The organism is Catellatospora sp. NPDC049133, assembly GCF_040648455.1.
GTDB classification, from domain to species: domain Bacteria; phylum Actinomycetota; class Actinomycetes; order Mycobacteriales; family Micromonosporaceae; genus Catellatospora; species Catellatospora aurea.
On sequence record NZ_JBEZDT010000018.1, the window covers coordinates 25,500 to 39,745 of the forward strand.

The following is a 14,246-nucleotide window of genomic DNA, read 5'->3' on the forward strand; positions in this document are numbered from 1 at the left end:
GGTCGGTGGTGGTCACTGCGGGGCCGGGCGCTGGTGCGGCACGGCGGTCAGGCTCGGCGACCGGTACAGGTTGATCGCGCGCGAGGCGAGGTCGTTGACCGTCGAGGCGTTCGCCCATGCGCCGAACACGATCGCGGCGAACGGGATCGCCTTCGCGGCGACCTTGCGCACCGCCCGCATTCCGGCCATCTGCGCGAGCTTCCAGCTCAGCCGGCCCACCGCGCGGGTCACCGGGGCCCGGCCGGCGGTGGTGCCGACGCCCTTGGCCAGCGCCACCCCGACGCCTTCGCGGCCCTGGGCGACGCCGAGGGCCAGCCGGGCCGCCTCGGTCGCCTTGTGCACCCGCTGCAGCACCAGTAGGTCGGTGGCCCGGTCGGGGTGGGTCGGGTCGACGCCGTACACGGCGGCCAGGTGCAGCACCAGGCGGCTCTGCGTCCAGGCCAGGGTGGCCAGGTCGGCGATCGCGCCGGGCAGGCCGACCGAGCCCGACACCGCGCCGGTGAACCGGGCGTGCCGCCGGAACCGCTTGACCGCGAGCTGCGCCAGGCCGTCGGGGTGCATGTGCGGATACCTCATGCGCATGCGCGCGACCCAGGCCGTGGCCTGCGGTCCGATCCGGGCCACCGCCTCCAGCGCCAGGTGTTCCGGGGCGTACTGGGGGTCGGCCTTCATCCGCTGCCACAGCCCCGGTGGCGGGGCGTCGCGGACGTCCAGGTCGGCGTCTGTCGGCGCGAGCGCGCCCGGTTCGGTCATCGCAGTACCTCCGCGAGGTCGAGCAGGGACTCCTCCGTGCCGGGTGCGCCGACCAGGCACAGCCCGACGGGCAGGCCGTCGACGGCCGCCCCGGGAACGCTGAGCGCGGGCAGGCCGACGACGCTGGAGATGCCGGTCAGGCCGAGGATCGGGGCGCGCAGCGGGCCGGTGTCGGCACCGCGCGCCGGGGCGGGCGCGGGCGCGGTCGGGATGACCAGCACCGCGCCGTCGAGCAGCTGCGCCATCGCGGTGCGGACCGCGGTGATCTCCCGGTCGGCGGCGATCAGTTCCGGGTGGGTGCGTTCGGCCGCCACGCGCACCCGCTCGCCCACCCCGGGGCCGAAGACCGGGTCGTGCTGCCGCACCCATTCGCCGTGGCGCTGCCAGAACTCCCAGCCGGTACGGACCGCGTACGCGAACCGGTAGTCCGGGGCGGGAGCCGAGCCCCACAGCGGCTTCTCGTCGCAGGGCAGTGTCGCGGCGAGCCGCTCCAGGGCCGGTTGCAGCGCCTGGCGCACCGCCGGTTCGGCGAGCTCCCACAGGTCGGCCGGGGCGACGAGCCCGCGGATCGGGGTGGTGTCGGGGCCGCCGGTCAGCAGCACACCGGTCGCCGTGCGCAGCAGCGCCAGGTCACGGGTGAGCAGGCCGGGCACGTCGAACGAGCCACACAGCGGCACGACCCCGGCCCGGCTGACCCGGCTGTGGCTTGGCCGCAGGCCGTACAGGCCGCACCAGCCGGCGGGGATGCGCACCGAACCGCCGGTGTCGGTGCCCAGCCCCAGGTCGGCCGAGCCCTCCGCGACCGCGGCGGCGGTGCCGTTGGACGAGCCGCCGGTGATGTGCCCGGGTGCGGCCGGGTTGTCGGGTGCGCCGTAGTGCGCGTTGGTGCCGAACAGGCTGTACGCCATCTCGTCGGTGTGCGTCTTGCCGACGATGCGCGCGCCCGCGCCGGTCAGCACGGCCACCGCCGCGGCGTCCCGGGTCGCGGGTGGATGGGTGGCGAGCCAGGTGGGGTTGCCGGCGCCGGTGGGCAGGCCGGCGACGTCGAACAGGTCCTTGACGGCCAGGCGCACGCCGTGCAGCGGACCGCCGGTTTCGGGGCGCGGCGGGATCTCGTTCACCCAGGGCACGTACGGGCCGGGGATCGGCAGCTCGGTCATCGGCACTCTCCTACCACGAACGCCCGACCGGACCGGCGGGCGCACCACGTAGCTTAAATGCCTATGGCCCCCGTGCTCAGTCGTCAAACACTCAACCGCGCCCTGCTGTCGCGCCAACTGCTGCTGCGACGTGCGCGGACCCCGGTGCACGAGGCGGTCGCGCACCTGTTCGGACTGCAGGCGCAGGCGCCGAACCCGCCGTACGTCGCGCTGTGGAACCGGCTCGACGACTTCGCGCCGGGCGAGCTGTCGCAGCTGATCACCGACCGGCGGGTGGTCCGCATCTCGCTGATGCGCTCGACGATCCACCTGGTCACCGCCGAGGACTGCCTGGCGCTGCGACCGGTGCTGGCCGCGTCCATGGAGCGCGGGCTGGCCGCCGGGTACGGCAAGCAGCTGGCCGGGCTGGACCTGGACGCGGTCGCCGCGCACGGCCGGGAGCTGGTCGAGCAGCGGCCGCTCACCTGGGCCGAACTCGGCGCCCTGCTGGCGGAACGCTTTCCGGGCTACGAGGCGGGTGCGCTGGCTCCGGTGGTGCGCACCCGGGTGCCGCTGGTGCAGGTGCCGCCGCGCGGGCTGTGGGGATCGAGCGGGCAGGCCGCGCACACCTCGGCCGAGTCGTGGCTGTCGGCCGCGCTCGCCGAGCCGTCGGCCGAGGACATGGTGCTGCGCTACCTGGCCGCGTACGGCCCGGCGAGCGTGCGCGACGTGCAGGCCTGGGCGGGGATGACCCGGCTGAAGGAGGTCGTCGAGCGGCTGCGGCCGCGGCTGCTGACGTTCCGCGACGAGCAGGGCGTCGAGCTGTTCGACCTGCCCGACGCGCCCCGGCCGGACGCGGACGAGCCCGCGCCGGTGCGGCTGCTGGGCGAGTTCGACAGCGTGCTGCTGGCGCACGCCGACCGCACCCGGATCATCTCCGACGAGCACCGCAGACGCATCTTCACCATCAACGGCATCATCCGCGCGACCGTCCTGATCGGCGGGTCCGTCGCCGGGATGTGGCGCATCGAGCGCGAACGCGGCCGGGCCGTGCTGGCCGTCGAGCCGTTCACGCCGTTCAGCGCCGCCGACCGTGCGGCGGTGGCCGAGGAGGGCATGCGGCTGCTGGCCTTCGCCGCCCCGGAAGCGGCGTCGCACGAGGTGCTGATCACCTGAGCCACTGTCACCTAACGTACTGCTCCGGTGCTGCTGGGTAGCTGACAGACAACGGTCCGGCCTTCGGCCGCCACCTACCGTGACCGGCGAGCGACCTCACGCTCATCGATCTCAGGGAGAGTGGTTCCGATGTCCATCGACGCGCACAGCCCTGTTCGACGCGGCCGGCCGACCCGGCTGGTCGCGACACTGCTCGCGGCGACGCTGCTCGCGCTCGGCCTTTCCGTCACCGCCAACGTCGTGACGGCGACGCCCGCGCAGGCCCTCTGCGTCACCCCGGTGATGGAGGGCGACTGGCACAACATCGACCCCGCCACCAGGTCCATCGTCCGTACGCAGCTGCAGTTCGTGTGCAACGACGTGATCACCTGCGACGCGGACACCGGCATCTGCACCGGCGGGACCAGCTACTACCGGATCCGCCCGTGGGGCGCCTGCACCCCGGCCTGCGACTGGGGATGGCGCAACACGGTCCGCGAGAGCGACGGCTGGGTCAGGACGCAGTACGTCTACAGCTACAAGACGGTGGACGTGTGGGCCCGCACCGAGGCCTGGTACGGATTGACCTACCTGCGGGTGTGGACCAACAACGACTTCACCGCCGCCGACGGCCGCGCCGACTACACGACCAACGACTGGTTCCTGCGGTGACGGTGTCGCCGGCGGGAGCCACCCCTCCCGCCGGCGACACCGCGATCAGTGGTGCCCGCCGTGGGCCAGGTGCGAGGGGTGGTCGATGACCCCGGGCTTGCCGCCCGGCGGCACCACCACGAACTGGCCCATCATCCCGGCGTCCTCGTGGAAGAGCACGTGGCAGTGGAACATGTACGGGGTGTTCGGATCCGCGAAATCGCTGAACCTCATGATCAGTTCGAAGGTGACGTCACCCGGCAGGTAGATCGTGTCCTTCCAGCCGGACAACTGCGGCGGCGGCGCGGCCCCGTCCCGGGTGAGCACCTGGAACTGCACGTCGTGAACGTGCAGGCTGTGCGGCTCGCCGTCGTTGTTGACGACTTTCCAGATCTCCACGCTGTCGCGCTCCGGCGCGAAGTCGATCCGGGTCATCTCCATCTGCTTGCTGTTGATCGCGTGCCCGCTGAGCCGGAACGGCCGCTGCTGCACGGCGTCCGCTCGGGCCAGCCGCGGGATCTCCACGAGCTTGCTCGGCACGGCCGGGCGCGGCGCCAGCGTGCCCGCCGCGCGCAACTGGAGCACGTCCAGGGTGTCCGCGCCACCGGTGAACCGGCCGAACGGACCCGTGCCCAGATCCTGCGGGTAGCTGCGCAGCACTGCGCGCTCGCCGGGCTTCATCGTCACCACGATCTCCGCGCGCTCGCCGGGCGACAGCATGATCCGGTCGGTGTCGTACGCCGAGGACAGCAGCCCTCCGTCCGTGCCGACCAGGGCGAAACGGCGGTCGTCGGCGAACCCGAAGTCGTAGACCCGGGCATTGGACCCGTTGAGCAGGCGCAGCCGCACCCGCTCGGTGGTGACGTCGAGGTAGGGCCCCACGGTGCCGTTGACCGCGACGGTGTCGCCGAGCACGCCGACCCCGCTCATGAACCCCGGGGTGTCGTCGAGCCTGCCACCGCCGTCGAACTTCCTGTCCTGCACGATCACGGGCACGTCGTCGACGCCGTACTCGTGCGGCAGCGCGTCCACCGACGTCGCCGGGTCGTCGATCAGGAACAGCCCGGCCAGTCCCCGGTACACGTGCTTGGCGGTCTCGCCGTGCAGGTGCGGGTGGTACCACAGTGTCGCCGCGGGCTGGTCGACCTTCCACGTCGGCGACCAGGACTTGCCCGGCCCCACCAGATGGTGCGGACCGCCGTCGGCCGCGGCGGGCAGGTGCATGCCGTGCCAGTGCACCGTGGTCGTCTGGTCCAGCGCGTTGGTCACGTTGACCTGGACCTGCTCGCCCCGCGTCGCCCGCAGCGTCGGGCCGAGCACGTCGCCGTTGAAACCCCAGGTCGGGGTCTGCCCGTGACCGAAGTCATGGGTGCCCGCCTGCGCCTTGAGATCGAACACCCGGCGGCCGGACTCCATCCGCGACGGGGCCAGCGGCGGCACCGCCAGCGGCCGGGTGAAGTCGACCTCGTCGGCCGTCGAGATCACCTGCGAGTTCCACAGCCACACACCGGCTCCGGCGCAGACCGTGCACAGCAGCAGCACCACCACGCCGATGACCGCCAGCACCCTCCTGAGGCGCACCCTGACCAGCTCCCTTCCCCGAGTCCCTGTGAGCGCAGACAGGGTGCCGGGGCGGGTGCGGCCGCGTCGAGGGATCGAGGGCGATACCCGGGCAGAGCCAGGGTCATCCCTGGCCTTGTGTTCGAGTTCACCGGGTAAACCCGGACGGGTTCTCCCGTGAGAGCGTTTACCGTCGAACGATGACCGCGACACCCCCCGCCGAAACCGCCACGACCCGCGCACCGTGGCCGATGGCGGGCCTGCTCGTGGTGGCCGCGGGCACCTTCCTGTCGGTGACGACCGAGATGCTGCCGATGGGTCTGCTCAGCTCGATCAGCCGGGACCTCGACGTGTCCGAGCCGACCGTGGGCCTGCTCGTCACCGGGTACGCCCTGATGGTGGCGCTGTTCGCCGCACCGCTGGGGCGGCTCACCGCCCGCTTCCCGCGTCGCGGGCTGCTGGTCGGCGCGCTCGTCGCCTACGCCGCCAGCAACGTGATCATGGCGTTGAGCACGGTGTACCCGCTCGCGGCAGCGGCCCGACTGCTCGGCGGACTGACCCACGGCGCGTTCTGGGCCATGGTCGCGGGGTACGTCGCCCGCATGGTCACCCCCGACCGGGTCGGCCGCGCGGTGACCCTGGTGTTCACCGGCGGCACCGTCGCGATCCTGGTCGGCGTGCCCGCCGGCACCGCGCTCGGCGTCGCCGTCGGCTGGCGGGCCACCTTCGCCGTGCTCGCCGGGATCGCGCTGTTGCTGGCCTTCGTCGGCTGGCGGCTGTTGCCCGACTACCCCGGCGAGCTGTCGGGTCAGGGCATGAGCCTGCTGCGGGTGCTGCGTACGCCGTCGGTCGCGATCGTCGTGGTCACCACCGCGGTGACCATGCTGGGCTACTTCGGCTTCTACACCTACATCTCGCCGTTCCTGCAGTCCACGGGCCTGAGCGAGGCGGCGCTGAGCCCGGCGCTGCTCGGTTACGGCGCGGCGGGCGCGGTCGGCCTGCTCGCCGCCGGGCTGCTGGTGGACAAGCGGCCCCGGTTCGCGATGCTGGCGGGCACCGTCACGCTGACCGCGGCACTGATCGTGCTGAGCATGTCCGGCCACTCCCCCGCGCTGGCCGTGGCCGCGGCGGCCGTCGCGGGCATGGCGCTCAACGCGCTGGCCACGCTGGTGCAGGCGGCGATCCTGCGGGCCGCCCCGGCGGGTGCCGCCGACACCGCCGCCGCGTTGAACGCCTCCGCGTTCAACGTCGGCATCGGCGGCGGCGCGCTGGTCGGCGGCCTGGTGCTCGCCGGCTGGGGGCCGGGCGCGCTGCCGCTGGTCGCCGCGCTGCTGACCTGCGCCGGAGTGTGCGGCGTGGCGTACGGGCGGCGGGAGGGCTTCCCGGCCACGGTGCCCTCGTCGGCGGGCTGAGCCGAACGACAACCCGGATGCGCCCGCACGCCGCACACCGCTAAACTGCGAACAGCGTTCGCTGTTTTAGGGAAGGGAGCGGCCATGCAACACGTCACGGCGCCCGACGGCGCGACGATCGCCCTGCATTCGACCGGCACCGGGCCGGGCGTCGTGCTGGTGCACGGCGGCGGAGTCACCATCGAGGAGTACCGGCGGCTGATCGCCCGGCTGTCCGACCGGTTCACCGTGCACGCCTACAACCGGCGCGGGCGGCTCGACGCCCCCGCCCGGCGCGAGCCGTACTCCGTGGAGCACGAGATCGACGACCTCGGCGCGGTGCTGGAGCACACCGGAGCACGCAACGTCATCGGGCACAGCTACGGCGGATTCGTCGCCCTGCGGGCCGCGCTGCGCCTGCCGATCGAGCGGCTCGCCCTCTACGACGCGGCGTTGTACATCGACGGCACGCCGGACGGGGCATACCTCGACGCCCTGGACGAGGCGCTGGGCGCGGGCAGGACCGCCCGTGCCGTCGCGATCGTGGCAGCCGGGGTCAACACCCACTCCGCAGTGTCGCGGTGGCCGCTGAGCGTGCGCACCGCGATCTGCCGCGTGTTCCTGCGCACCCCGATCGGCCGCAGGATGGGCGACCTGCTGCCGATGACCATGTTCGAGATCCGGCAGGTGCAGGCCCACGGAGGCTCCGCCGACGCGTACGCCGGGGTGACCGCCGACGTGCTGCTCGCGTGCGGCGCCAGCGCGCCCGGCTACTTCGAGGAGCACCACGCGAAGCTGGCCCGGGTCATCGCCCGCGCCCGCACGATGGTCGTCCCCGGGGCCCGCCACGACGCCATCGCCATCGCCCCGCCCCGGCTCGTCGACCCCATCGCCGACTTCCTCACCGCACCCCTGACCGCGAGCGCGTGAGCTGACACCGCACCGCTCCCACCCCGCCCCCTGCGTGCCAGGACGGCGGGGTGCGGGCAGAATGTCTCACCGTGACGACGTCCATTGCGCAGCGCATTGCCGAGGAACTCGGCGTACGGCAGAACCAGGTGAACGCGGCGGTCGAGCTGCTCGACGGCGGGTCGACCGTCCCGTTCATCGCCCGGTACCGCAAGGAGGTCACCGGCGAGCTGGACGACGCCCAGCTGCGCACCCTCGAGGAGCGGCTGCGCTACCTGCGTGAGCTGGAGGAGCGCCGCTCGACGATCCTGGAGTCGATCCGCTCGCAGGGCAAGCTCGACGACGCCCTCGAAGCGCTGATCAACGGGGCGGACTCGAAGGCGCGGCTGGAGGACATCTACCTGCCGTACAAGCCCAAGCGCCGCACCAAGGCGATGATCGCGCGCGAGGCCGGCCTGGAGCCGCTGGCCGACCTGCTGCTCGGCGACCCGTCGCACGACCCGCAGACCGCCGCCGCGGGCTTCGTCGACGCCGACAAGGGCGTCGCCGACCCGGCCGCCGCGCTGGAGGGCGCGCGGGCGATCCTGGTCGAGCGCTTCGGCGAGAACGCCGACCTGATCGGCGCGCTGCGCGAGCAGATGTGGACCCGCGGGCGCATCGTGTCGAAGATGCGCGACGGCAAGGCCGAGGACGGCGCGAAGTTCTCCGACTACTTCGACTTCTCCGAGCCGTACGCCAAGCTGCCCAGCCACCGCATCCTGGCCATGTTCCGCGGGGAGAAGGAGGAGGTGCTCGACCTGGTCATGGAGCCGGACGAGCCCGCCGCCGAGGGCGCGCCCGCCGGGCCGAGCATCTTCGAGCAGCGCATCGCCGCCGCGTTCGGCATCAGCGACCGCGGCCGCCCGGCCGACAAGTGGCTGGGCGACACCGTGCGCTGGGCCTGGCGCACCCGCATCCTGGTGCACCTGGGCCTGGACCTGCGCACCCGGCTCTGGGCCGCCGCCGAGGAGGAGGCCGTCCGGGTCTTCGCGATGAACCTGCGCGACCTGCTGCTGGCCGCCCCGGCCGGCACCCGCGCCACGATGGGCCTGGACCCCGGCTACCGCACCGGCGTGAAGGTCGCCGTCGTCGACGCCACCGGCAAGGTCGTCGCCCACGACACCATCTACCCGCACGTGCCGCACAACCGCTGGAACGAGTCCCTGGCCACGCTCGCCAAGCTGGCGCAGGCGCACAACGTCGAGCTGATCGCGATCGGCAACGGCACCGCGTCGCGGGAGACCGACAAGCTCGCCGTCGACCTGATCAAGCTCGCGCCGCAGCTGAACCTGACGAAGATCGTCGTCTCCGAGGCGGGCGCGTCGGTGTACTCGGCCTCGGCGTACGCCTCGCAGGAGCTGCCCAGCCTCGACGTGTCGATCCGCGGCGCGGTCTCCATCGCCCGCCGTCTGCAGGACCCGCTCGCCGAACTGGTGAAGATCGACCCGAAGTCCATCGGCGTCGGGCAGTACCAGCACGACCTGTCCGAGGTGAAGCTGTCGCGCTCGCTGGACGCGGTGGTCGAGGACTGCGTGAACGGCGTCGGCGTCGACGTGAACACCGCCTCCGCGCCGCTGCTGGCCCGGGTCTCCGGCATCAGCACCGGCCTGGCCGAGAACATCGTGCTGCACCGCGACGCCAACGGCCCGTTCCGCTCGCGTACCGCGCTCAAGGAGGTCGCGCGGCTGGGCCCGAAGGCGTTCGAGCAGTGCGCGGGCTTCCTGCGCATCCCCAACGGCGACAACCCGCTCGACGCCTCCAGCGTGCACCCGGAGGCCTACCCGGTGGTGCAGCGCATCCTGAAGAACAACGGCATCGAGATGCCCAAGCTGATCGGCAACGGCTCGCTGCTGCGCACCCTCAAGCCCGCGGAGTACGCCGACGACACGTTCGGCCTGCCGACCGTCACCGACATCATCAAGGAGCTGGAGAAGCCCGGCCGCGACCCGCGTCCCGCCTTCAAGACCGCGTCCTTCAAGGACGGTGTCGAGAAGATCGGCGACCTGCAGCCCGGCATGCTGCTGGAGGGCGTCGTCACCAACGTGGCCGCGTTCGGCGCGTTCGTCGACATCGGCGTGCACCAGGACGGCCTGGTCCACGTGTCGGCGATGTCGCGGACCTTCGTCAGCGACCCGCGCGAGGTGGTCAAGTCCGGCGACGTGGTCAAGGTCAAGGTGCTGGACGTCGACATCCCGCGCAAGCGCATCTCGCTGACCCTTCGCCTGGAGGACGAGGCGGCCCCCGCCGGCTCCGCGCGCCAGGGCGGCGGTGGCGGTGGCGGCGACCGTGGCCAGCGTGGCGGCGGCCAGCGCGGCGGCGGCTCCGGTGGCGGTCAGCGCGGCGGGCAGCCCCGCCAGCAGCGCAGCGAGCCGGTCGGCAACAGCGCCATGGCCGACGCCCTGCGCCGCGCCGGGCTCGACAAGCTCCGCTGAGCGAACCTGTCGCGCTGACCACCTCCCGGCGCGCGACACCCCGCCCTCGGTAGGCACTGGCCTATCTGGTCGATTTCGATCTCGAAATAGTCGACCAGATAGGCCGGTGTCGGTGAGTCAGGTGGGCGGGTCGGATGGCTGTCATGGCATGCGGCCACCGGCAGCCCCGCTCACTCGAGGACGAGCCGCTCTCCCGCGCCGCGGCCTCGGCCTCCGCGCACCGGGTCAGGTGGTAGTCGACGTGCCGGCCGACCACGGTGTCCGGTGCCGCCAGCACCGCGAGCGCCTGCGCGCGCCGCCGCGGCGTACGCAGGTACGGCAGCGCGCGCTCGATCTCGACGTACCCGCGCGAGGCCTCCCCCTGCTGGCGCAGCATCCGTCCGAGCACCAGGCCCAGCTCGCCGCGCGCCCCCGGTGGCAGCCGCCGGTCGGCCAGCAGCCGCTCCAGCACCGACGACTTCAGCCACCCCGACGCGTGGCTCAACTACCACGCCTGCACGCTTTCCTCGACCAGGTGGGAGGAGGCGACCGGTGTGCCGGCGGCGACCCCGGGCAGCCCGTTCCGGCTCTACGACGCGCGCCCGCAGCGGCTGACCGCCGACCCGCTGCCGATCGAGGACCTCGACGCGCCGCCCGCGTTCCACGTCTACCTGCTGGGCCACGACTCCGTCGCCGACCACGACATCGTCTTCACCAAGCAGGAGACCGGCGGCCACACGATCGACTGGACCGGGCGCATCGCGCTGACGTACGCCGGTCAGGAGGAGTTCGCGTACCGGTTCCGCGCGCACATCGAGGATGTCGTCCTCAGCCATGTCGCCGTTCCCGAGGCGATGCCGGACGCCGAGGCGCACGCGCGGCTGGCGCGGGTGACCGACGTGCCGCAGTGGTTCGACCTCACCGAGGCGGACGGCCGCCGCAGCTTCGTCCACACCCGCCGGTAGCGCCCGGCCGGGCCACGCCGACCCGCCCCGAACAGTGACGCAGTCTGCCCCGGTGTCGGCTTGCCGATACCTCAGCCGCCTCGATCACCTCGTTGAACGGTCGAGTTTGGTCTATCGAGGAGGATCCGCGTGCGCGGACGGGCGAGCAGGGCGGGGCTGGCGGCGCTGGTGGGCGTGGCCGCGGCGTTCGGCGGGGTGATCTCGGGCGGGTCGCCCGCCTGGGCCGATCACCACGTGACGGCGACGTACACCGCCACCGGTGGTGAGCAGGTCTGGAACGTCCCCGCGGGCGTGACGAACGTGCACGTCGTCGTGATCGGCGCACGCGGCGGGGGCGGCGACGGCAGCGGCGAGGACGGCCGCCCCGGCGCGCGGGTCGAGGCCGACCTGGCGATCCCGGCCGGTGTCGGCAAGCTGTGGGTCGAGGTCGGCGAGCGCGGCGGTGACGGCGGCGACGGCGGATTCCCCGGCTTCGGCGGGGGCGGCGAGGCCGGGGCGGGCGCGCCGTTCAACGGCGGCGCGGGCGGCGGCGCTTCGGATATCCGCACCTGCTCGCTCGGCAGCGCGTGCGACTCGGCCGGATCGCGGCTGGTCGTCGCCGGTGGCGGGGGCGGCGGGGGCGGCGGTTGCTTCGCCGCGAGCTGCGCTCCGTCCGGCGACGGCGGCGACGGCACCGCGGGCGGCCCCGGCAACGGCGGGCTGCCGTTCGGGCCGCTCGGGCTGGTCGGCTTCCCCGGCGCGGGGGCGGTCGGCGGCGTCGGCGCTCTCGCGCCCGGCACCAGCGGCGGAGGCGGCGGCGGTGGGGGCGGCGGCTGGTACGGCGGTGGCGGCGGCTCATCCGGCGGCGCTCCCCCGGTCCCGCTGATCGCCGGGTTCGACGGCGGCAACGGCGGCTCCGGCGCGAGCCACGCCACGGCCGCCACGAGCAACGTCAGCGTCGCCGAGACCGGCGACGACGCCTCGGTCACCATCTCCTACCAGGTACGCGACACGACCCTGAGCTACCTCGGCGCGACCTCGGGCCCGGTGGGCGCGCCGGCCAACCTGCGCGCCCGGCTCACGTACACCGCCGGCGGGGCGCCGATCCCGGGTGCGACGGTCCAGTTCGCGCTGGCCGGCACGCCAGGCTGCAGCGCGGTCACCGACCCGGCCGGCGAGGCGGCGTGCACGGTCACTCCGCAGGCTCCCGCGACCACCCGCGCGCTGAACGCCTCGTACGCCGGGGACGCCGTCCGCCACACGTCGAACGTGTCCGCCTCGTACGAGGTCAAGCGCAAGCCGACCACGCTGACCTGGACCGGCGACGTCACCGGCGACTACCACGACCCGGTGACCCTCGCGGCGAAGCTGACCCTGACCGACACCGGTGCGGCACTGTCCGGTGAGCCGGTCACCCTGGCTCTGAACGCGACCGAGTCCTGCGACGCGGTCACCGGCGGCGACGGCGTCGCGAGCTGCACGGTGGTGCCGCAGGAGACGCCCGGCCCGTACCCGGCGACGGCCGCCTACGCCGGGGACGACGTGCACCTGCCCGGCGCGGCGACCACGACCTTCACGGTGACCAGGGAGCAGACCCGGCTCGCGTACACCGGCGACGTGAACGTCGCCAACGACGAGCCCGCGCGGCTGGCCGCCCGGCTCACCGAGGGCTCGGCCCCGCCGCTGCCCGGTGACGGCACGTCCGTCGCGGGTGCCCCGGTGACGTTGACGCTGGGCAGCGGCCCGTCGGCGCAGTCCTGCACCGCCGACACCGACGCGACCGGCACCGCCACCTGCGTGATCACCGACGTGGCCCAGCCGCTGGCCGCCGACGGCAGGCTGCCCGTGTCGGCCGCCTACCTCGGCAGCGCCTTCTACGAGCCGAGCCGGGCCACCACGACGGTGGGCCTGCAGCACGAGACCGGCCGGGCGTACGGCGTCTCCGGCAAGCTCAAGGTCCTGGTCGGCGCGGCGTCGCCGCCCGCCGCACCGGACACCGGCGCGATACGGACCGCCGACCCGTCGACCACCGCCACGCCGTGCACGGCCACGGTGAACGTGCTGGTCCTGCGGGCGGCGGCACTGTGCGCGAACGTCACCACGCGCACCGCTTCCGGCGGCTCGACCGCCGCCGCGACCGTCGGCTCGGCGGAGTTGGGCCTGCCCGGCCTGCCCGCGATCGCGTTGCGCGACGTGCGCACCACGTCCGTCACGGACTGCGCCGGGTCCATCGGCACGGTCATCGTCGGACAGCTGCTGATCGGCGGCGTCGCGGTCACCGCGACGACTGGTCCGAACAGCACGGTCGCGATCCCGGGCGTGCCCGGCGCGAAGATCGTGTTCAACGAGCAGGTGCCCGTCGACGGCGGGCTGACGGTCAACGGCGTGCACATCGTCGTCCCGCCGACGCTGGGCGTCAGCGCCGACATCGTGCTCGCCTCGGCCACCAGCGACATCCACCACTGCCGCTGACCCGCGACGGGCGGCCGGGCCCACGCGGCCCGGTCGCCCTGCGGCACGGCTACATGCACACCCGCCACTGCCCGTCCTCCTTGAGCAGCGGCACGCCCAGCGAGTACGTCGATCCGTCGTCCGCCCTGGTCAGCTTCAGGGTGACGACGCCGCTCACGGTCGAGTTGTGTCGCTCCACGCTGACCCCGGTCACCGAGTAGTCCTTGATCCGGGGCCGGGCGCTCTGCTCCGCGATGTACCGCTGCTCGGTGGTCAGCTCCCGCGTGCGATGGCACAGCTGCGCATACGCGCCCGCGAAGTCACCGGCGACCAGGTCGTCGGCGTACGCCTTGGTGGCGTCCCTCGCGGGTGCGGTCGCCGCGTCGATGCCCCGGTACGCGAAGTAGCCGGCGACGGCGGCACCGCCGCAGCAGAGCACGAGGACGATCGCGACGATGATCAGGATCTTGCGTACCGGGCTCTTCGGCTGCGGCGCGACAGGGGGCAGAGACGTCATGGCGCTCACTGTGCGCGACGGCCGCAAGTGCCACGGGGGGTGCGCTGGCGTGTCGCCTCGCGACCCGGCAGGGTCACCGTATGCGTGAGTTCCGGTTCTCGTCGAACGTGTTCGCGGTGCCCTCGGGCGAGGCCTTCGTGCGGCGCTGCCGGCCGGCCGAACGGCTCGGCTACGACACGATGTTCGCCGCCGACCGCCTGGGCGCACCCGCCCCGTTCCCGGTGCTGGTCGCGCGGCACGATCGAGGAGATGCCCGCCCAGCTGCGGCAGCGCGAGCGTTACGGCTTCAGCTATCTGACCGTGCACGACCCCTACCTGGAGGCCTT

Annotated in this window: 12 protein-coding genes; 7 read left to right on the forward strand and 5 right to left on the reverse strand. The window is 73.4% G+C overall.

The genetic code is table 11. The features are described 5' to 3' along the window. Positions 1-12: 12 nt before the first annotated feature. Positions 13-753, reverse strand: coding sequence for an EcsC family protein (locus AB0B35_RS21080; protein ID WP_361047966.1), 741 nt, complete (start codon positions 751-753; stop codon positions 13-15). Beyond that, positions 750-1,913, reverse strand: coding sequence for an amidase family protein (locus AB0B35_RS21085; protein ID WP_360524214.1), 1,164 nt, complete (start codon positions 1,911-1,913; stop codon positions 750-752). Before AB0B35_RS21085 ends, AB0B35_RS21080 begins: the two co-directional genes overlap by 4 nt. Before the next feature lie 63 nt (positions 1,914-1,976). Here AB0B35_RS21085 and AB0B35_RS21090 point away from each other — a divergent pair, with 63 nt between their 5' ends. Continuing rightward, positions 1,977-3,068, forward strand: a complete 1,092-nt coding sequence (locus AB0B35_RS21090) for a winged helix DNA-binding domain-containing protein (RefSeq protein WP_361047969.1) — start codon at positions 1,977-1,979, stop codon at positions 3,066-3,068. A gap of 129 nt (positions 3,069-3,197) precedes the next feature. Further along, on the forward strand, positions 3,198-3,719 hold the full coding sequence (locus AB0B35_RS21095; RefSeq protein WP_361047972.1) for a hypothetical protein: 522 nt from the start codon (positions 3,198-3,200) through the stop codon (positions 3,717-3,719). Positions 3,720-3,764: 45 nt separating this feature from the next. Here the strand turns inward: AB0B35_RS21095 and AB0B35_RS21100 are convergent, their stop codons facing one another. Further along, entirely contained in the window at positions 3,765-5,279 is a 1,515-nt protein-coding gene (locus AB0B35_RS21100; RefSeq protein WP_361047975.1) for a multicopper oxidase domain-containing protein, read from the reverse strand. Between the two features lie 179 nt (positions 5,280-5,458). Between AB0B35_RS21100 and AB0B35_RS21105 the strand changes: the two genes are divergently transcribed. The 3 genes from AB0B35_RS21105 to AB0B35_RS21115 all read left to right on the forward strand — a co-directional run bounded on the left by AB0B35_RS21105 (position 5,459) and on the right by AB0B35_RS21115 (position 10,029). Next, positions 5,459-6,670, forward strand: a complete 1,212-nt coding sequence (locus AB0B35_RS21105) for an MFS transporter (RefSeq protein WP_361047978.1) — start codon at positions 5,459-5,461, stop codon at positions 6,668-6,670. An 84-nt stretch (positions 6,671-6,754) separates the two neighbouring features. Beyond that, complete coding sequence (locus AB0B35_RS21110; RefSeq protein WP_361047981.1) at positions 6,755-7,579, forward strand: alpha/beta hydrolase; 825 nt, start codon at positions 6,755-6,757, stop codon at positions 7,577-7,579. A gap of 71 nt (positions 7,580-7,650) precedes the next feature. Beyond that, positions 7,651-10,029 (forward strand): Tex family protein, encoded by a 2,379-nt coding sequence (locus tag AB0B35_RS21115; protein WP_361047984.1) that lies wholly within the window; start codon positions 7,651-7,653, stop codon positions 10,027-10,029. Positions 10,030-10,090: 61 nt separating this feature from the next. On the opposite strand, the gene AB0B35_RS21120 is transcribed toward AB0B35_RS21115, so the two are convergent. Then, positions 10,091-10,513 (reverse strand): hypothetical protein, encoded by a 423-nt coding sequence (locus AB0B35_RS21120; protein WP_361047987.1) that lies wholly within the window; start codon positions 10,511-10,513, stop codon positions 10,091-10,093. Positions 10,514-10,562: 49 nt separating this feature from the next. Here AB0B35_RS21120 and AB0B35_RS21125 point away from each other — a divergent pair, with 49 nt between their 5' ends. Both AB0B35_RS21125 and AB0B35_RS21130 read left to right on the forward strand, forming a co-directional pair. After that, positions 10,563-10,973 (forward strand): hypothetical protein, encoded by a 411-nt coding sequence (locus AB0B35_RS21125; RefSeq protein ID WP_361047989.1) that lies wholly within the window; start codon positions 10,563-10,565, stop codon positions 10,971-10,973. 129 nt (positions 10,974-11,102) lie between these two features. After that, positions 11,103-13,424 (forward strand): choice-of-anchor P family protein, encoded by a 2,322-nt coding sequence (locus AB0B35_RS21130; protein WP_361047992.1) that lies wholly within the window; start codon positions 11,103-11,105, stop codon positions 13,422-13,424. A gap of 49 nt (positions 13,425-13,473) precedes the next feature. On the opposite strand, the gene AB0B35_RS21135 is transcribed toward AB0B35_RS21130, so the two are convergent. Further along, positions 13,474-13,920: a hypothetical protein gene (locus tag AB0B35_RS21135; protein WP_361047995.1), complete on the reverse strand. Its 447-nt coding sequence runs from the start codon at positions 13,918-13,920 to the stop codon at positions 13,474-13,476. Positions 13,921-14,246: the final 326 nt, after the last annotated feature.

Coding starts and splice junctions, on each gene's coding strand:
- AB0B35_RS21080 (WP_361047966.1), bottom strand. CDS start 753: ATGACCGAACCGGGCGCGCTCGCGCCGACAGACGCCGACCTGGACGTC.
- AB0B35_RS21085 (WP_360524214.1), bottom strand. CDS start 1,913: ATGACCGAGCTGCCGATCCCCGGCCCGTACGTGCCCTGGGTGAACGAG.
- AB0B35_RS21090 (WP_361047969.1), top strand. CDS start 1,977: ATGGCCCCCGTGCTCAGTCGTCAAACACTCAACCGCGCCCTGCTGTCG.
- AB0B35_RS21095 (WP_361047972.1), top strand. CDS start 3,198: ATGTCCATCGACGCGCACAGCCCTGTTCGACGCGGCCGGCCGACCCGG.
- AB0B35_RS21105 (WP_361047978.1), top strand. CDS start 5,459: ATGACCGCGACACCCCCCGCCGAAACCGCCACGACCCGCGCACCGTGG.
- AB0B35_RS21110 (WP_361047981.1), top strand. CDS start 6,755: ATGCAACACGTCACGGCGCCCGACGGCGCGACGATCGCCCTGCATTCG.
- AB0B35_RS21135 (WP_361047995.1), bottom strand. CDS start 13,920: ATGACGTCTCTGCCCCCTGTCGCGCCGCAGCCGAAGAGCCCGGTACGC.